General features: G+C 48.5%; 15 protein-coding genes. 10 read left to right on the top strand and 5 right to left on the bottom strand.

Annotated features, from left to right (window positions below; genetic code table 11):
- Positions 1-131 precede the first annotated feature (131 nt).
- Complete coding sequence (locus KU855_RS16775) at positions 132-1,307, top strand: PAS domain-containing protein (RefSeq protein ID WP_218531804.1); 1,176 nt, start codon at positions 132-134, stop codon at positions 1,305-1,307.
- A gap of 55 nt (positions 1,308-1,362) precedes the next feature.
- Here KU855_RS16775 and KU855_RS16770 read toward each other — a convergent pair whose 3' ends face one another.
- From KU855_RS16770 to KU855_RS16750, 5 genes are all read right to left on the bottom strand, one after another.
- Positions 1,363-1,839 carry a hypothetical protein gene (locus KU855_RS16770; protein WP_218531803.1) on the bottom strand — a complete coding sequence of 159 codons (477 nt, stop codon included), beginning with the start codon at positions 1,837-1,839 and terminating at the stop codon, positions 1,363-1,365.
- A gap of 278 nt (positions 1,840-2,117) precedes the next feature.
- Positions 2,118-2,534: a DUF1801 domain-containing protein gene (locus KU855_RS16765; RefSeq protein ID WP_218531802.1), complete on the bottom strand. Its 417-nt coding sequence runs from the start codon at positions 2,532-2,534 to the stop codon at positions 2,118-2,120.
- Between the two features lie 23 nt (positions 2,535-2,557).
- Positions 2,558-3,088: a hypothetical protein gene (locus KU855_RS16760; protein ID WP_218531801.1), complete on the bottom strand. Its 531-nt coding sequence runs from the start codon at positions 3,086-3,088 to the stop codon at positions 2,558-2,560.
- A gap of 352 nt (positions 3,089-3,440) precedes the next feature.
- On the bottom strand, positions 3,441-4,970 hold the full coding sequence (gene gndA, locus KU855_RS16755) for an NADP-dependent phosphogluconate dehydrogenase (RefSeq protein ID WP_218531799.1): 1,530 nt from the start codon (positions 4,968-4,970) through the stop codon (positions 3,441-3,443).
- A gap of 242 nt (positions 4,971-5,212) precedes the next feature.
- Complete coding sequence (locus KU855_RS16750) at positions 5,213-7,174, bottom strand: propionyl-CoA synthetase (protein ID WP_218531797.1); 1,962 nt, start codon at positions 7,172-7,174, stop codon at positions 5,213-5,215.
- Between the two features lie 245 nt (positions 7,175-7,419).
- Between KU855_RS16750 and KU855_RS16745 the strand changes: the two genes are divergently transcribed.
- The 9 genes from KU855_RS16745 to KU855_RS16705 all read left to right on the top strand — a co-directional run bounded on the left by KU855_RS16745 (position 7,420) and on the right by KU855_RS16705 (position 18,151).
- A complete protein-coding gene (locus KU855_RS16745; protein ID WP_218531796.1) occupies positions 7,420-7,809 on the top strand; it encodes a MerR family DNA-binding transcriptional regulator in 390 nt (129 codons plus the stop codon).
- Positions 7,810-7,877: 68 nt separating this feature from the next.
- The gene (locus KU855_RS16740; protein WP_218531795.1) at positions 7,878-9,047 is read left to right on the top strand and encodes an isovaleryl-CoA dehydrogenase; all 1,170 of its coding nucleotides are present in this window, start codon (positions 7,878-7,880) and stop codon (positions 9,045-9,047) included.
- A 57-nt stretch (positions 9,048-9,104) separates the two neighbouring features.
- Positions 9,105-10,712, top strand: coding sequence for a carboxyl transferase domain-containing protein (locus KU855_RS16735; RefSeq protein WP_218531794.1), 1,608 nt, complete (start codon positions 9,105-9,107; stop codon positions 10,710-10,712).
- A 22-nt stretch (positions 10,713-10,734) separates the two neighbouring features.
- The gene (locus tag KU855_RS16730) at positions 10,735-11,586 is read left to right on the top strand and encodes an enoyl-CoA hydratase-related protein (RefSeq protein ID WP_218531809.1); all 852 of its coding nucleotides are present in this window, start codon (positions 10,735-10,737) and stop codon (positions 11,584-11,586) included.
- Position 11,587: 1 nt separating this feature from the next.
- On the top strand, positions 11,588-13,609 hold the full coding sequence (locus KU855_RS16725; protein ID WP_218531793.1) for an acetyl/propionyl/methylcrotonyl-CoA carboxylase subunit alpha: 2,022 nt from the start codon (positions 11,588-11,590) through the stop codon (positions 13,607-13,609).
- A gap of 1 nt (position 13,610) precedes the next feature.
- Positions 13,611-14,510 carry a hydroxymethylglutaryl-CoA lyase gene (locus KU855_RS16720; RefSeq protein WP_218531791.1) on the top strand — a complete coding sequence of 300 codons (900 nt, stop codon included), beginning with the start codon at positions 13,611-13,613 and terminating at the stop codon, positions 14,508-14,510.
- Positions 14,511-14,562: 52 nt separating this feature from the next.
- Positions 14,563-15,270, top strand: coding sequence for a CoA transferase subunit A (locus KU855_RS16715; RefSeq protein ID WP_218531789.1), 708 nt, complete (start codon positions 14,563-14,565; stop codon positions 15,268-15,270).
- A gap of 11 nt (positions 15,271-15,281) precedes the next feature.
- Complete coding sequence (locus KU855_RS16710; protein WP_218531787.1) at positions 15,282-15,941, top strand: 3-oxoacid CoA-transferase subunit B; 660 nt, start codon at positions 15,282-15,284, stop codon at positions 15,939-15,941.
- Between the two features lie 254 nt (positions 15,942-16,195).
- On the top strand, positions 16,196-18,151 hold the full coding sequence (locus tag KU855_RS16705; protein ID WP_218531784.1) for a methyl-accepting chemotaxis protein: 1,956 nt from the start codon (positions 16,196-16,198) through the stop codon (positions 18,149-18,151).
- The last annotated feature ends 202 nt before the right edge of the window (positions 18,152-18,353 follow it).

Genomic DNA, 18,353 nt, shown 5'->3' with positions numbered 1-18,353 from the left:
GACGATTGATATGAGTACGCGCCAAAGCTTCTGAAAGTTGCATAAAAAAATCCGATGACAAGGGGTCATCGGATTTTGATCCTTTCAGTGAGATCGTCAAGCGATCTGTCTTAACTGATCGGCATTAAGTCATGGGCAGTTTATTATCGCATCAAGGGGATTATCATAACGCCGAATCAATTCTGACCACCGGCCTCACCCTGTCATTAGCCCAACACGATAGTGCCCTCACTAAACGCTTTTACCAAGCCTTGGTCAGTAACGCGGTCAAGTTTTCACGCTGGCAAGAGGCGTTTGGCTATGAATCTGCGCTCAAGCAATTCTTACTGACTGGCTTTCAGCAACAATTTGATCAAGCCCTCGCCAACAGTCGCGCCTTATTTGAATATGAACGCCAGCAGCAACACATCGACTTACTTGATAAGAAAAATCAGATCAATGAACTCCTCATTGAAAGTAGAGAATTCCAACTTTTGACCTTAAGCCTAGCGGTAATCATTATCGCCTTGATTATCTATGTCATTTTATACCGTCAGCGCCAGCAAAGAATGCGACAACAAGCCCAGCTAGAATCTCAAATTAACTGGCATAGGCAACAAGTGCTACAACTGGGGGTATCTGAAGCGGCCTTGAAGGCGGCCTTCGGTCAGCTGCCGCAAGCATTATTAGTGGTGGGGATTAATCAAGAAATTATTTATCTCAATCACAGTGGCTGCCAATTATTAGAACACACGCAAGAGAGTCTCATCGGCGCGCCACTGGACAGCTTATTTTCTCGCGATCTATCGATGCTATGGGCACATTGGGATCAAGACATTGAGGCAGACAATCAATTGATCCCTGAAGTAGAAATCAACACACCCCATGGCGCCCTATTGATTGATTTGTATCTGACTAGCGTGTCTAGCGGTGAGCCTATTGCCCTGATCAATATGGTCAAACATGGCGAAGTCATCACGAGCCAGCACACCTTGCTGTTAACCGAGCAAGACTTCCAACAAAAGCTGGTGGATTTAATGCTGCATTGCGTCGAGTACTGGCAGGTCGCCACTCAAACCAGTCGCATCGAACTCGCGGAAAAAAGTGGTATTTGGCGGGTATCTATTGATGACGGTCGGTTAAGAACCCGCTCGCTCGATCGCTATTTGGCCGTGCAATCTTTACCTAAAAAACCACGGTGGCGTGAAGTGTTACGCACAGCCCATTATGTCATGGCAGAGTGCCCAATCACCGCCGAACAAGAGGCGGTGTTGAGTCAAAAACTCACCGTCATCAATCAATATCTGCATACTAAGGCCTTGTTGTGAGCGCTGAGATTGGCAGCGATTAATCTTTTGTAGCTCACATGATCATGATTGACCTTTATTTCACTGAAAGGCTGCGTTGGCGGCGACTGACCTCCATTTCACATAAGCCACAGGCAAAATTGACTCCTTGCTGGATGGTGTATACCTCATGATGGTTTTCTTGGGTATTACGTAAACTCTCAGGGCCATAAAATATTGGCTTTACTGAGCCGTCATCCGCATCAATGCTCGTGCGAGCATCACTGTAGGCCAGCGTATGGCATAGCTGCGCTGCGGCCATTCGCGCCACCCCATATTCATCATCAAACTGACCGCAACTGCGGGTATTGATGTCGCCATTGACAGGCTCACATGTCGGCTCTTCATTGCGGGCAAACCGAGAGAGATGCAAAGGCATTATCGAAAACTCACCCAGCACTTTAATTTGCCCCCCACTACACCAGCGCCCTTCGATGGGCTCCTCATGAGCAAACGCCGTCACACTAAAACACACGGCCAAACTCACCAATACGTTTGTCGTCATTGCCTTCATAGTCCAACTCCCTTAGCTCAAGTTAGCCTGAGATATTGCTGTTATGCCATCACAGGCTATGAATGATAAAAAAATGAGCCCAAGGATATTTCGCATGACACTGAGTCGATTTAAGGCGGCGCAATGGACAAGGCGATAGGGCTCTAACAGATGCGCTAGCATCATTGCCCTAACCTAGCCTTTAACGAGATTAATTGACCATAAAAACCGCGGGTAAAAACAGGGAGAAATGGAAAAACCATAACTTAGACGTTGAATATACACATCTATTCTGTGTCTCAGTTAGCCATGTCCCCGATATCAATACAGTGATATTTAGCTTGCATTTGGGTGACTGATAGCTGGATTAATTGTGCCAATAGCGCCAAATCTATCGCGGCCAGGGTGTTGATATACACGCAGGATTTGCCCAATTTCACCTGACCAATCTCGGCTAGCAAGCTCGAATATTGGCTCACACCCGGCATGATATACACCACTAAATGAGGCTTTCTTGGAGAGAAACCAACCACCATGGCGTCGCCTTCGGTGCCACTGTCATAACAATAGTGGTATTGGCCAAAGCCAATGATGTTGCCACTGAGATACGCTCGATAGCCGGTGACTTTGCTGATCAGCTCGGCCAAAGTCCGGCTATCGTGGCGGCGGGTTTGATGCTCAATCGCATCAATAAACTCAGTGACGCTCTTATCCATGGGTAACTATCCGAGTACTGGGCCTAAATCGCCGGTAGGAGCGAATCGGCAAACTCCCACTTATCCAACAAGGTAATAAAGCCTTGCTCTTGTTCTAATTGAACCGCTAAGGTCAGATAGCTGGCATACTCAGAATTCTTAACTATGGTGACCTCTTGAGTATCGATGTTATACACCAAACTGGTGAGCCGACCGGTTTTAATCAACTCCTGCATACTTTTAAATTCAGCAACGCCGTCCGCTGAGAGCTGATACAGGAATTCGGTTTTCGGTAAAGAAGCAAAGAAAAACCCCTTTTCCGAGGCAAAACGTTTGCTGCTGACTTGCTCTAGTTCAAAATTAAATCTTTGATTGGAGGGTTCAGACACAAACGATAACACCGGGTTTTTCGCACTCGCATCTGTGCCAATAAAAGTGATTTTGGCTTGGATCTCTTCCGGAGTAAGTTTAGCGAGATAGTCATCATCCATTAACGAAAATTGCAGCATGGTCAACATCGGCATGCTGGTACACGAAACTAAAAATAAGCTTAGTAACGCTATCATTATCTTCATTTGGAAACCTATTATTATTGTTGCACCCACAATACGCATCATGGGCGAAATGCGCTAATAGTGGCTCGACTCATAAGGAGAGCGAGCCGAGCCAACAAGTCCACCAGAAAAAATCGGTGTATAGCGCCAATGCCAACTTAATATTGCATTGACAACCGCGGTTGTAAATAAAAAGTTACAATTTATTGGCAGCGTAGCGGTTAAGGGTAACCACCACATGCTATCGACTTTATCCTGCTTGAGGATCACCGCCGATTACAAGCAGCAGCCTAAGGCTGCCGCGGATTATGGCGAGGGTAAATCAACAATCACGGCTTGACTTATGAGCGCCCCCCTCGCACAGGAGACTAAATTAAGGCACTGACTTAAGACTGCGATCACCGCTCCAATCCAAATGAAACTTTTGCTGAGGATCAGAATCAATGCGCGCAAAGGTATGAGCACCAAAGTAATCACGCTGGGCTTGCAATAAATTGGCAGGTAAGGTCTTGGCGCGGTAACTGTCATAATAGGCCAACGCTGAACTGATGCAGGGCACTGGGATCCCTCGAAGTACCGCCGTCGATACCGCTTGGCGCCATTGCGGTTGTTTATTAGAAAGGCGGGTGGCAAACGTCTCAGCCAATAATAAATGTTCGAGCTGCTCATCGGTTTGATAGGCGCTAACGATTGACTGCAAAAAGGTGGCGCGGATGATGCACCCGGCTCGCCAAATCTTAGCGATTGCCGCAAAATCTAACTGCCATCCCTGCTCTGCCGCTGTCATTGCCATCAATTGGAAGCCTTGGGCGTAACAACACACTTTGGCGCAATAGATGGCATCTTCGAGAATATCGACCAATGCCGCGCGCTCATCATCACTCATGGCGCTTGGGCTCACCCCTTGTAAACGGCCATTGAGTTGCGATCTTAAGGTTTTCTGGGTACTTACGGCTCTGGCATACACGGCCTCGGCAATGGTGGGCGCCGGGCAACCTAGGTGTAAACTACTGACCGCAGTCCACAAACCCGTCCCTTTTTGGCCGGCAGTATCGAGGATCATCTCCACCAGCGGTTTATCAGTTAGCGGATCGGCTTGTTGCAAAATATCCGCGCTGATCTCCATCAGATAACTATTTAATTGGCCCTGAGCCCACTTGGCAAACACCGCACCGACTTCAGCAGCGGACATCCCCAGACCATCACTTAATACATGGTAGGCTTCGCAAATTAACTGCATATCCGCATATTCAATGCCGTTATGCACCATTTTGACATAATGACCAGCCCCGCTAGGACCAATGTAAGTCGTGCAAGGTTCACCTTCGGTCACCGGCACGCCTGGCTCAAACCGTTCGATAGGTAAACCTGTGTGGTTATCCACTTTAGCGGCAATGGCTCGCCAAATGGGAGCGACTCGCGCCCAGGCTCGAGGATCACCACTGGGCATTAATGACGGGCCAAAGCGGGCGCCCACTTCCCCCCCCGATACCGCAGAACTAAAGAAAATAAATTGACCTTGATAGCTCAACTCACGGGCGATCGTATCGGTCCATAAGCTATTACCGGTATCGATGACAATGTCATCCGTCTCGATGCCTGCTGCCATTAAGGCCGCACACACGCCATCGACAGGATCGCCAGCGGGGACTGACAACACGATGACACGCGGTTTATCGAGACTGGCCAACAGTTGTTTGATATCAAGACAACCTAGAATACGATGAGGATCTAACTGCGGGCTTTCATTGTGCGCTTGAGTGACTAACGCATTGATTTTAGGACTATCGACATCAAAAGCACTGACGCGATAACCATTGTCTGCGATGTTAAGTGCGAGGTTTTTGCCCATCACCCCTAAACCAATAACACCAATGTCACTAAGATTGTTGTGGTTTTTCATGTTATTTTTCCCACGAGTACCGAGGTTTTACAACCAAATTTTAACGGGAATTATAACCATGTGTAACTTAATTACTAGTACGTTTGAGCAGTCGTGTTCATCGCTGCCCCCGACTCAAAGCGTATATGAGCAAAAAGCAGACGGCGCTGACGATTTATTACCCATCGCTAAATGGAGGATCGTCGCAGCGATTTGATCACTATCGATCAAATCGCCGCGGTTAACAGGGCCTAGTCTGCGGCTTAATCAGCTGTGACTAAGGCATCGGCATAGCCTAAACGGGTTAAGATATGGCGTACCAAGTCGAGTGATTGCGGATCTTCAATGGTGGCCGGAATGGTATATTGCTGATTATCGGCAATTTTACGCATGGTCCCTCGTAATACCTTACCAGAGCGGGTCTTGGGTAATTTCTGGATCACACTCACCAGCCTGAACGAAGCCACCGGCCCAATTTGTTGTCGCACCAATTGGATCAGTTGCTGATACAATTCAGCCTCATCAATATTCACCCCAAGTTTAAGCACCACCAGCCCTAATGGCACCTGACCTTTGAGCTTATCTTCGACGCCGATCACCGCCACTTCGGCCACATCGGGATGTTGGCATAATACCTCTTCAAAACGGCCAGTGGATAAACGATGACCGGCGACATTAATAATGTCATCGATGCGGCTCATGATGTACAAGTAACCCTCTTGATCTTGATAGCCGGCATCCCCGGTGAGATAAAAGCCTGGGTACATGGATAAATAACTATCGATATAGCGCTGATCATTTTGCCATAAGGTCGTCAAGGTGCCGGGCGGTAATGGCAACTTAATCACAACATTGCCCGAGGTGTTGGCGCTGACCACTTGTCCTAATTCATCGACCACTTGCACTTGATAGCCAGGCACCGACAACGCGGGAGAGCCGGGTTTGATTGCCACGGGGGCGACCCCCATCATATTGGCAGCCACCGGCCAACCCGTTTCGGTTTGCCACCAGTGATCGATCACGGGTTTATTCAGCAAGCGTTGTGCCCAAATCAAGGTGTCGGGATCGCAACGTTCTCCTGCCAAAAACACTTGTTTTAATTGGGATAAATCACAAACGTGACATAGTTTACCTTGGCTATCTTCGCGCATAATGGCGCGAATCGCGGTCGGGGCAGTAAAAAAGCTGCGGACGCCATATTGCTCGATAGTACGCCAGAAAATCCCAGCATCAGGCGTGCCAACGGGTTTACCTTCAAACATGATACTGCTCGCCCCCATCAATAGCGGGCCATAAACAATATAAGAATGGCCAACGACCCAGCCGACATCGGAGGCCGCCCAGAAAGTATCGCCTTGGCGAATATCATAAATATTGGCCATAGACCACATCAGAGCCACCGCATGGCCCCCATTGTCGCGCACCACACCTTTGGGTTGACCGGTGGTGCCGGAGGTATACAAAATATACAAGGGATCGCAGGCTTTGAGGGTGACACAATTGACCTTGGCTGCCTGAGCGACACTGGTATGCCAATCCAAGTCTCGCCCAGCCACTAGCGACGCTGTCACTTGCGGGCGCTGCAAGATAATGGTGTGTGCCACGTGATGAGTCGCCATCGCCAGCGCATCGTCAAGCAAAGGCTTATAAGGAATAGCACCTGATGGTTCAATCCCGCACGAGGCGCTTAACACCAATTTGGGTTTGGCATCATTAATTCGCGCTGCCAGTTCATTGGCGGCAAATCCGCCAAACACCACCGAATGGATGGCGCCTATTCTGGCACAGGCTAGCATCGCCATCGCAGTTTGCGGCACCATCGGCATGTAGATCACCACTCGATCCCCTTTAGTCACCCCAAGGCTTTGCATTAACCCCGCTAAGCGACTGACCTTATCCAGTAAATCGTTGTAACTGATATCTTCATAGGTATGGGTGACTGGACTCACGGAATGAATCGCGATGGCCTCACCACGCCCCGCTAGGACGTGACGATCCAGCGCGTTATAACAAGTGTTGAGCTCGCCATCATTAAACCACTGATACAAGGGCGCTTGACTCTCATCAAGTACTTGCGTCGGCACAGTCACCCAATCAATAACCTTGGCCGCTTCTCGCCAAAATTGGCTGGGGTTATCAATCGCCGCTTGCTGCAACTCTTGATGTAACTTGAGGTTAGCACTGGGGTCTGGCACATGATCGCAATGCTCGGTGGTGATTGGCATAAGTAGTCCTCATCAGATAATGCTGCAGCGCAGCATATTTCATGCTGTTATGGCGCCATTATTGACCCATCCCTCTTAGGCTCACCATTAGACATTCCGCTAGGTTTACGCGCAGATTGCGCCAAACTCAGTCCTAAACGCCCACGACTGCGCTTAAAATTTCAACGCCAACAGCCGTCACAATCTTTACCTTTACGTAAACTTCATATAAGGTGTTATCAAACCATTTACAACTGTGACACAAGATGCCTCAGAGTTCGCAAATTACTTATTCCATCAGTGATTTATCAAAAGAATTTGATATCACCACTCGGAGTATTCGTTTCTACGAAGATCAGGGATTATTAAAGCCCAAACGCCGTGGCCAAACCCGCATCTATAGCCTCAAAGACAAGGTCAGATTAAAACTTATCTTGCGAGGCAAACGCTTAGGTTTCTCATTATCAGAAACCCGTACCCTATTTGAATTGTATGACGCTGATAAAAGCAGCGTTTCGCAATTGAATACCATGCTGACCTTAATCGACGAAAAGAAGTCATCGCTCCAGCAACAAATGGACGATATCAAGGTGGTATTAATGGAACTCAGTAGCGCAGAACAACAATGCCGCAGCGCACTCACTGATAATAAATAAGCACGACAAAACTAAATAATAATTATAAAAAACATAAATTTGGATCAACAAGACATCAAGGACTCATCATGGAATCATTGTATCGCCCCTTTAACTTTGGTCTGGGAGAGGACATCGATTTATTGCGCGAAGCAGTGAATCAGTTCGCCACCATCGAAATCGCTCCGATAGCTGCACAGGTGGACATTAACAATGCCTTTCCCAACGAGTTATGGCCGGTACTCGGTGATATGGGCTTACTCGGCCTCACCGTCGATGACCAATATGGCGGTGGCGGTATGGGCTATCTCGCCCATGTGGTGGCGATGGAAGAAATTTCCCGCGCATCGGCCTCAATCGGCTTAAGTTATGGTGCTCATTCCAATTTATGTGTTAATCAAATCGCGCGAAATGGTAATGAAGCCCAAAAGCAGCGTTATCTGCCGATGCTCATTAGTGGCGAGCATATTGGTGCGTTAGCCATGAGTGAACCCAATGCCGGTTCCGATGTGGTGTCAATGAAGCTGCACGCTCACAAGGTGGGTGATAAGTACATTCTCAATGGCAACAAGATGTGGATCACTAACGGCCCCGATGCCCACACTTATGTAATTTATGCCAAAACTGATGCCAGTAAAGGCCCCCATGGCATTACGGCATTTATTGTTGAGCGTGACTACCCAGGCTTTAGCCAAGCCCAAAAGCTCGACAAGCTCGGAATGCGGGGTTCTAACACCTGTGAATTGGTGTTCCAAGACTGCGAAGTCCCCGAAGAAAACATCTTGGGTGGCCTCAATCAAGGGGTCAAGGTACTGATGAGTGGTCTCGATTACGAGCGCGTAGTGCTCAGTGGCGGCCCCCTTGGCATCATGACCGCGTGCATGGATATCGTCATCCCCTACATCCATGAGCGCCAGCAGTTTGGCAAAAGTATCGGCGAATTCCAATTGGTTCAAGGCAAACTGGCGGACATGTATACCGCCATGAATGCCGCCAAAGCCTATGTGTATGCCGTGGCTAACGCTTGCGATCGTGGAGAAGCTAATCGCAAAGATGCCGCTGGCGCCATTTTATACAGCGCTGAGCTCGCCACCAAGTTGGCACTCGATGCCATTCAATTGTTGGGGGGTAACGGCTATGTCAATGAATACGCCACCGGACGTTTATTGCGCGATGCCAAACTCTATGAAATCGGTGCCGGCACCTCAGAAATTCGCCGTATGCTGATTGGCCGTGAGTTATTCAATGAATCTAAATAGTCTCACATGGGCGCTTGCGCCCATACCGTCACTGAATTTGATGAGAAGGAAGTAAATGTGAGTCAACTGACTAGCCGAATCAACGCCCGCAGCGCTGAATTTATTGCCAAGCACGACGCCATGAGCGAGTTAGTGGCCGATCTCAACGCCAAAGTCGCCAAAATTCAATTAGGAGGTGGTCCGGTTGCACTCGAACGCCATGTCTCCCGGGGCAAATTATTGCCAAGGCAACGTATTGATAAATTATTAGATGCCGGTTCGCCCTTTTTAGAAATATCTCAGTTTGCCGCCTATGAGGTTTACGATGAAGAAATCCCAGCGGCTGGTGTCATTGCCGGCATTGGCCGTGTCAGTGGGATCGAGTGCATGATCATCGCTAACGACGCAACCGTCAAAGGGGGGACCTATTACCCGTTGACGGTAAAAAAACACTTACGCGCCCAAGACATCGCCAGTCGCTGCCATTTGCCTTGTATCTATTTGGTGGACTCTGGCGGTGCCAACTTACCCCGCCAAGATGAGGTGTTTCCCGATCGTGATCATTTTGGCCGTATTTTTTACAACCAAGCGCAAATGTCCGCCAAAGGCATTCCTCAAATCGCGGTGGTGATGGGCTTATGTACCGCCGGTGGCGCGTATGTGCCGGCGATGGCGGATGAATCCATCATAGTCAAAGAGCAAGGCACCATTTTCTTAGCCGGACCGCCACTGGTGAAGGCCGCGACCGGTGAAGAAGTCAGTGCTGAAGAACTGGGCGGGGCTGAGGTACATACTAAAATTTCTGGGGTCGCCGATCACTTAGCCCACAACGACGAACATGCGCTTGAATTAGCCCGACGTGCGGTGCTGCGCCTCAATCACCAAAAACACATCGCAGCGCAATTAACCGCCATCAAGCCACCAAAATTCGATATGAATGAGCTCTACGGCATTGTCGGTACCGATTTAAAGAAACCCTTTGATGTTAAAGAAGTCATTGCCCGCTTGGTTGACGATTCAGACTTTGATGAATTTAAAGCCAATTACGGCGCGACCTTGGTCTGTGGTTTTGCCAGGATCCACGGTTATCCTGTGGGCATAGTCGCCAACAATGGCATCTTATTTTCTGAGTCGGCCCAAAAAGGTGCGCACTTTATTGAGCTCTGCTGTCAGCGAAAAATTCCTTTGTTATTCCTGCAAAACATCACCGGCTTTATGGTGGGTAAAAAGTATGAACATGAAGGCATTGCCAAGCACGGCGCCAAAATGGTGACCGCGGTGTCTTGTGCCAATGTACCAAAATTTACGGTGATTATTGGCGGCAGTTATGGCGCTGGCAACTATGGCATGTGTGGCCGAGCGTTCGAGCCGACCATGATGTGGATGTGGCCCAATGCCCGTATTTCAGTGATGGGAGGCGAGCAAGCGGCAGGCGTTTTAGCCACCGTTCGTCGTGATGGATTAGCCCGTAAAGGCCAAGACTGGTCGCCTGCCGATGAGCAAGCCTTTAAAGCGCCGATTGTTGCTCAATATGAAAAAGAAGGTCATCCATATCATGCCAGCGCGCGCTTGTGGGATGATGGCATTATTGACCCAAAACAAACCCGAGACGTGGTGGGGTTAGTCTTATCTGCCGCATTAAATGCGCCCATCGCCGACACCCATTTTGGCGTGTTCCGCATGTAATTTGCGCAGGAGATTTATGACCATGGAAACCCAAACGATCCCCCCCACCACACCGGTCTTTGTTGAGCAAAATTTTCAACATATACAATGCCACCTAAGCCTGGGCGTCGGTCAGTTAAGCTTAAACCGTCCGCAAACACACAATGCGTTTGATGACATCATGATTGCTGAAATCATTACGGCATTGGAACTGTTTGCGCGCCAAGCAGATTGCCAAGTCTTGGTGCTTAATGCCCAAGGTAAACACTTTAGTGCGGGAGCGGATCTGGCGTGGATGCGCCGCCAAGCGCAAATGGACTTTGAGCATAACCTTGACGATGCCAAATCTTTGGCCACGTTAATGCATCGACTCGATCAATTCCCTAAACCTAGCATTGCTTTGGTGCAAGGGGCGGCATATGGCGGGGCATTAGGACTGATTTGTTGTTGTGATATCGCTATCGCCACCCCTGATGCCAGCTTTTGCTTAAGCGAAGTTAAACTCGGGTTAATTCCCGCGGTTATCAGCCCGTATGTCATGCGCGCCATGGGGCAGCGTCAGGCTAGGCGCTATATGCTCACTGCCGAGCGGTTCGATGCCGACACGGCCATCAAGCTTAATGTGATCCACCAAATAAGCCCTACCCTTGATGAAAGCGCGCTCCCCTTGATAAACCAGTTAATGGCCAATAGTCCCCAAGCCATGGCTTGGGTTAAGCGACTCGTTAGGCACATTGAAGATGGCACCATTAATCAAGATACCTTGGATTACACCAGTGAGCGCATCGCCCGTATTCGCGTGTCTGATGAAGGCCAAGAAGGGCTAAACGCCTTTTTTGAAAAACGCCCGCCTAACTGGCATGCCACCCGCGTTAACGATACCGGAGCTAACTGAGATGTTTACCAAAATATTAATTGCTAATCGGGGCGAAATAGCCTGCCGGATCATTGTCACGGCGCAGCGCCTAGGCATTCGCACTGTCGCGTTATTTTCAGATGCCGATCAAGAGGCGCGTCATGTGGCCATGGCCGATGAGTCTTTTTATCTCGGGGGCAGTGCCCCGAGTGAGTCATACCTTAACGCCGAGTTAATCCTCAACATAGCCAAGCAAGCTGGCGCCCAAGCCATTCATCCGGGCTATGGTTTCTTGTCGGAAAATGCCGAGTTTGCACGCCAATGTGAAGCCGCGGGCATCGTCTTTATCGGCCCGGGGAGCGCAGCCATTGATGCCATGGGCAGTAAGAGCGCCGCGAAAGCCATCATGGCCAAAGCCAAGGTTCCTTTAGTGCCCGGCTATCATGGTGATGATCAAACTGACGCCACCTTATTAGCCAGCGCCAAGGACATCGGCTTCCCCTTGCTGATCAAGGCCGCCTATGGCGGTGGTGGTAAAGGCATGCGAATAGTCGAGCAAGCTTCAGATCTGCAAGACGCCATTAATTCGGCGCGTCGCGAAGCTAGCTCGTCATTTGGCAACAACAAATTGTTGATTGAACGCTACTTGCGCCAACCTCGCCACGTGGAAGTACAGGTATTTGCCGATACGTTTGGTAACACCATTTATTTATCGGATAGGGATTGTTCTATCCAAAGACGGCACCAAAAAGTGGTGGAAGAAGCCCCAGCCCCGGGACTCTCCGATCGCTTACGCGCGCAAATGGGCGAGGCGGCGGTCGCGGCTGCCAAAGCCATCGACTATGTCGGCGCTGGCACGGTGGAGTTTTTGCTCGATGGCGATGGCAGTTTCTATTTTATGGAAATGAACACGCGCTTACAGGTTGAGCATCCCGTCACCGAAATGGTCACAGGCCAAGACTTAGTTAAGTGGCAATTATTGGTCGCCAGCGGTCAACCATTACCGTTGGCGCAAGATGAAGTGCGAATTTATGGCCATGCGTTTGAGGCTAGAATTTATGCTGAAGACCCCTTAAATCATTTTTTGCCTGCCAGCGGCAAACTCAACTTTTTGCGCGAGCCCGAACAAAGCCAATATGTACGGATTGACTCTGGCATCCGCGAGAATGATGTTATTAGTAATTTTTACGACCCCATGATTGCCAAACTTATCGTCTGGGATGAATCGCGACCACGGGCGCTGCAACGCTTAATTCATGCGCTAGAGTCCTATCAAATTTGCGGGGTAAAACATAATATCGAGTTTCTGGCCAATATCGCCGAGCACCCGGCATTTGCCGCGGCCGACTTTAGCACCGATTTTATTGAACGTTATAGCGAGAGCTTGATTGGCACTAACAATAGCGAGGCGGATTTAGCCCTAGCATTTGCCGCGCTCTATCAAATTCTTGCCCGCAAAGCGCATGCCAAAGCGCAATGTATCAATAGCAGTGACCCACATTCGCCCTGGGGGCAAATCAGTGGCTTTAGGCTCAATACCCCAAGTTTGCATCATGTGGCGCTATTAAATGATCAGCAACAATTGCAACAGCTCTGCCTGGTCGAACAACAAGGAAACTATGTGTTACCTATGGCGGAGCAGCACTGGCAGTTAGGTGGCGCACTCAAACCCGAGTTACTGTTAGCCGAGGTCAATGGCCATAAGAGTAAGATACCGGTCAGCCAAGTGGGAGATGACTTTACCTTATTTTTAGCCTCCGGCAGTTACCATTTTACGGCGGTGCAGCATCAAGTCCCTGAAGAACAAGCCAGCCACGAAGATAAGCTCAAAGCGCCGATGAATGGCACTGTGGTGACGCATTTAGTCAATGTCGGTGATAGCGTCAGTGCCGGCCAAGGCTTGCTCGTGATGGAAGCCATGAAGATGGAGTACACCATTGAAGCGCCATTTGATGGCACGGTGAGCGCCTTCTTCTTTAACGCCGGTGAATTAGTGACCGATGGCAGCGTCCTACTCGAGGTTGAACCTACAAGTCTCAGCCCCGAGCCACAGGAGTCATAACATGGCAACTGGCAATAATGATCACGTCAGTGTGTTTGAAGTGGGCGCCCGTGACGGCCTGCAAAATGAAATCGCTGTGCCAACCTCTGCCAAAGTACAACTGATTAATGCGTTGGCTCATGCCGGGGTGAAACGGATAGAGGCCGCCAGTTTTGTCTCCCCTAAATGGGTGCCGCAAATGGCAGACTCAGCGCAAGTGTTAGCCGCTATCCAACGGCTTGATGGCGTCAGGTACAGTGCGTTAACCCCTAACCTTAAAGGTTTTCAATTAGCGCTGGACGCCAAAGCTGACGAAGTGGCCATCTTCGGCTCCGCTTCAGAGAGCTTTAGCCATCGCAATATTAACTGTTCAATTAAAGAGTCGATAGAGCGCTTTATCCCTTTGGTTAATATGGCGAAATCACAAAACATACCGGTCAGGGGCTATGTGTCATGTGTGCTCGGCTGCCCCTATGAAGGCCGTATTTCTGTCAATGAAGTGGCTCGGGTGTCTGCCCTGCTTTACAACTTGGGCTGCTATGAAATTTCGTTAGGTGACACCATAGGGGTTGGCACAGCCACCGATGCTCGTAACATGGTAAAAGCCGTCAGTGAACAGGTGCCAATATCGCAGTTGGCACTGCATTTTCATGACACTTATGGTCAGGCATTGGCCAATATTTTAGCCTGCTTAGATACGGGGGTGCGGGTCTTTGACACCTCAGTGGCCGGACTAGGTGGCTGCCCTTATGCCAAAGGAGCCTCGGGCAACCTTGCGAGTGAAGATCTCATCTATATGCTCCACGGCCTCGGTATGAGCACGGGTATTAACCTTGAGCAACTGGCGCGCGCGGGCCAAGACATTAGTCAACAATTAGGCCGTAACAATGGCTCTAAGGTCGCCCAGGCCCTATTGGCATAAAGACCTAGAATAATTAAGTGCATACAATCCTACAGGACAAAAGGAACCCCTTATGGCAGGTCTCAATAAAGTAGTGCATAGCTATGAGCAAGCGCTCGAAGGTTTACAAGACAATATGACCATCATGGTCGGCGGTTTTGGGTTATGCGGTATCCCCGAAGGCCTGATCCAACACATGGTTAAAATGAAAGTCAAAGGCTTAACCGCTATTTCCAATAATGCGGGCGTGGATGATTTTGGCTTAGGTTTATTGTTACAACAGCAACAAATCAGCACCATGATTGCCTCCTATGTCGGTGAAAATGCCACCTTTGAACGGCAAATGCTGTCGGGGGAACTCAATGTGATATTAACCCCGCAAGGCACCCTCGCTGAAAAAATCCGTGCCGGTGGCGCCGGTATTCCGGCATTTTTTACCGCCACAGGCTATGGCACCCCTGTCGCCGAGGGGAAAGAAACTCGCGAAATCCGTGGGCGTCATTATGTCTTAGAAGACTCCCTCACCTCGGATTTTGCCCTTATTCGAGCTTGGAAGGCCGATACCATGGGCAATTTAATCTTTCGTAAAACCGCCGCTAACTTCAATCCCATGATGGCGACGGCGGGCAAGATCACTGTGGTTGAAGCAGAACACATTGTCGAGCCCGGCGAGCTCGATCCCGATCATATTCATACCCCTGGCATTTATGTGGATCGGGTGATCCAAGCCAAATTTGAAAAGCGCATCGAGCAACGCACCATCAAAGCAGTGCATTCTTAGGAGCAGGCATCATGGCATTATCAAGAGAGCAATTAGCGCAACGTGTTTCCCAAGAACTTCAAGACGGTTATTACGTTAATCTTGGCATCGGGATCCCAACCTTAGTGGCTAACTATATTCCCGCTGGCATGCAAGTGATGTTGCAATCAGAAAATGGTTTATTAGGCATGGGGGAATTCCCAACCGAAGAGACCATAGATCCCGACTTAATTAACGCCGGTAAACAAACGGTGACTGCCGTGAAAGGAGCCTCATTTTTCTCTTCGGCAGAAAGTTTTGCCATGATCCGTGGCGGTCATGTCGACTTAACTGTGTTAGGTGCATTTGAGGTCGACGTCAATGGCTCCATCGCGTCATGGATGATCCCAGGGAAATTGATTAAAGGCATGGGCGGGGCGATGGATTTAGTGGCGGGAGCTGACAACATTATAGTGACCATGATGCATGCCGATAAACACGGGAACTCCAAACTCCTGCCGGTGTGCGAATTACCCTTAACCGGCTATGGCTGTATTAAGCGAATTGTCACCGACCTCGCCTTTATTGAAATTCGCGACGGTGCTTTTCATTTAATTGAACGCGCCCCCGGTGTCAGCGTTGAAGAAATCATCAGTAAAACCGCCGGTAAGCTTATCACTCCAAAGCATGTACCAGAGATGCAACTGTCCTAATTAGTCGCTATCCCATCATCAGTCAATGCGCTGATGATGGGTTATTCTCGTTGGCTTACGCGCCTTCAACTCTTACTCGGCGCCAAATAATAACCCCTCTACATGCCGTGCGTTGCCCAAACACATCGCCAACGCCCAAAAAATACGCTTAAAAATGGCTCTATACTGGTAATAATCATTACCATGCACTAAAACTTGATTAGCAGATATTAAAAGTTTTTGGACTGTATAGTTCTAGTAAAAGGGAGTTTCGTATGCTATCAAGCTTAAAATTAGGCCAACAATTATCGGTATCATTCATTACGATATTGGCGCTGATGTTAGTTGTATCTGTGGTTGGTTATGTTGGATTATCCAAGGGTGTTGATAATTTTACCGAATATAGAGAACTGGCGAAAAACTCCAATATCACCGGGACATTAAATGCAGAATTACTGCAAACCCGCCTTGCGGTCGTTGAGTTCTTGCAAAAACAAGAAAATCAGCAAGTTGAAATCGCCATGGCCGGGTTAAATAGCATCGACAAACAGATGAGCTATTTGCTTACAACCGAAGCAGATCCCAACCGAATCAAGGAAATTAAAGAGTCGCAAAGTTTTATTGCGACTTATAAAGAAAAATTTAATGAGATAGTTAAAGATTTTAATATTAGTAATCAAATAATCAATGACCAATTAGAGCCCAGTGGCGAGGCTATGTCTCAGGCAATGATAGAACTGATAGCCCTTGCCTCTAATTCGCAAGATATTGACGCATTAAGCAATGCCGCCAATGTGCAACAAAAGTTACTACTCGCTCGCTTATACACGACCAAATTTATCCGCAGTGATGATGACCAGGATTTAGAACGGGCTCAACAAGAACTCGAAGCGCTAATGACGCCATTGTCAGCAATCTTGGCTAGCCTCAACTCAAATGCAGCTCGCCAACTGACCGATGAATTTAGAACGGCTCATTCGACGTTTGTCACTACTCTTAACAAGACCGCCGACCTCATTCATCATCGCAATAAGACCATCGTCAATGGATTGGATAACGTTGGACCTCTGGTCACCACCAACCTCAATGATTATGATGCTTCCATCAATCAAGCGCGAAACGATTTAGGTAAAGAAGTACAAGCTAACAGTGAAATGACTATTACCACTGTGATTATTGTCTCTGTTATCGCCGTGGTCGTCGGCGGCTTGTTAAGCATGTATGTCACTCGCCTCGTACGTAGACCCATAGGTGGCGAACCCATTGAAATCGAACGCATCGCACGCAAAATTGCGGCCGGTGATTTAACCCAACAATTTGCTAATGCCGGTCAAGCCACTGGGATATATGGTGCCATGATTGAGGTGAATACTAGCCTGCAACAAATTGTTGGCCAACTCACAAACTCATCTAGCACGCTCAGTAAATCCTCCAAGAGTTTAGTGACAGTCACTGACGAAACGGTTCACAATTCTGAAGCACAAGCACAACAACTCGAGCAAACTGCCGCGGCCATGCAAGAGATGACTCATACCGTGCTCGATATCGCTAGAAATGCCCAACAAGCCTCAGATGCCGCCACTGAAGCCGATACTTTCTCACATCAAGGGAAGTCGGTGTTGGAAGAAACCCGCACCAGTATTACCTCCTTGGTAAGCAATATTGGCGATGTCAGTAGCATCATTGAAAACTTAGAAAAAGAAACCGAAAATGTGGGCAGTATTTTAGATGTGATCCGCGGCATCGCCGAACAAACCAACCTCTTGGCGCTTAACGCCGCCATTGAGGCAGCGAGAGCCGGCGAACAAGGCCGAGGTTTTGCTGTGGTTGCCGATGAGGTACGCTCGCTGGCCAGTCGTACTCAACAAAGTACTGAAGAAATTCAATCCTTAATTAGCCGTTTACAATCTGAGTCAAAACGTTCTGTCGATTCAATGAAACTGAATGTACTAGAAGCGACTAAAACATCAGAGAAAGCGAATCAAACGCATGAATCATTAGTGGCCATAACCCAATCCGTGAGTAATATCCGCGATATGAATCATCAGATTGCCGTTGCTGCTGAAGAACAAAATACCGTGGTGGTGACCATTAATAACAGTGTGGATGAAATATCTACCCTCGCCAATAACACCTCTAACGGGGCCAGTTCGGTATCTAAACAAGCCTCTGACTTAGCCTCTATTTCAAATGAACTTAATCATATTGTCGGTAAGTTTAAAGTAAGCTAGAACCGTAACATCAGAGTCACTGCATAAAAAATGGATGCCTTAGCATCCATTTTTTTATTCAATGACTGATTGAACACGGCGTTGTTTCCTAAATCATTGAACTAATCATCAGAACCACGATCAGATCATTAGAACTTTGAGATGGGTGACGATGATGGGTAAGGCAAAGTACAAAATCAGCAACTGGAAGCAATATAACCAA

This window comes from Shewanella sp. NIFS-20-20, assembly GCF_019209865.1.
GTDB lineage: Bacteria > Pseudomonadota > Gammaproteobacteria > Enterobacterales > Shewanellaceae > Shewanella.
The sequence above is the reverse complement of the archived record's forward strand: the minus strand, read 5'-3'. Positions and strand labels throughout refer to the sequence as shown.

What these genes read in the sequence shown, in the direction of transcription:
- KU855_RS16775 (WP_218531804.1), top strand. Translation starts at nt 132, where the DNA reads ATGGGCAGTTTATTATCGCATCAAGGGGATTATCATAACGCCGAATCA.
- KU855_RS16765 (WP_218531802.1), bottom strand. Translation starts at nt 2,534, where the DNA reads ATGGATAAGAGCGTCACTGAGTTTATTGATGCGATTGAGCATCAAACC.
- KU855_RS16715 (WP_218531789.1), top strand. Translation starts at nt 14,563, where the DNA reads ATGGCAGGTCTCAATAAAGTAGTGCATAGCTATGAGCAAGCGCTCGAA.
- KU855_RS16705 (WP_218531784.1), top strand. Translation starts at nt 16,196, where the DNA reads ATGCTATCAAGCTTAAAATTAGGCCAACAATTATCGGTATCATTCATT.
- KU855_RS16770 (WP_218531803.1), bottom strand. Translation starts at nt 1,839, where the DNA reads ATGAAGGCAATGACGACAAACGTATTGGTGAGTTTGGCCGTGTGTTTT.
- KU855_RS16760 (WP_218531801.1), bottom strand. Translation starts at nt 3,088, where the DNA reads ATGAAGATAATGATAGCGTTACTAAGCTTATTTTTAGTTTCGTGTACC.
- KU855_RS16740 (WP_218531795.1), top strand. Translation starts at nt 7,878, where the DNA reads ATGGAATCATTGTATCGCCCCTTTAACTTTGGTCTGGGAGAGGACATC.
- gndA (WP_218531799.1), bottom strand. Translation starts at nt 4,970, where the DNA reads ATGAAAAACCACAACAATCTTAGTGACATTGGTGTTATTGGTTTAGGG.
- KU855_RS16710 (WP_218531787.1), top strand. Translation starts at nt 15,282, where the DNA reads ATGGCATTATCAAGAGAGCAATTAGCGCAACGTGTTTCCCAAGAACTT.
- KU855_RS16725 (WP_218531793.1), top strand. Translation starts at nt 11,588, where the DNA reads ATGTTTACCAAAATATTAATTGCTAATCGGGGCGAAATAGCCTGCCGG.
- KU855_RS16745 (WP_218531796.1), top strand. Translation starts at nt 7,420, where the DNA reads ATGCCTCAGAGTTCGCAAATTACTTATTCCATCAGTGATTTATCAAAA.
- KU855_RS16750 (WP_218531797.1), bottom strand. Translation starts at nt 7,174, where the DNA reads ATGCCAATCACCACCGAGCATTGCGATCATGTGCCAGACCCCAGTGCT.
- KU855_RS16730 (WP_218531809.1), top strand. Translation starts at nt 10,735, where the DNA reads ATGGAAACCCAAACGATCCCCCCCACCACACCGGTCTTTGTTGAGCAA.
- KU855_RS16720 (WP_218531791.1), top strand. Translation starts at nt 13,611, where the DNA reads ATGGCAACTGGCAATAATGATCACGTCAGTGTGTTTGAAGTGGGCGCC.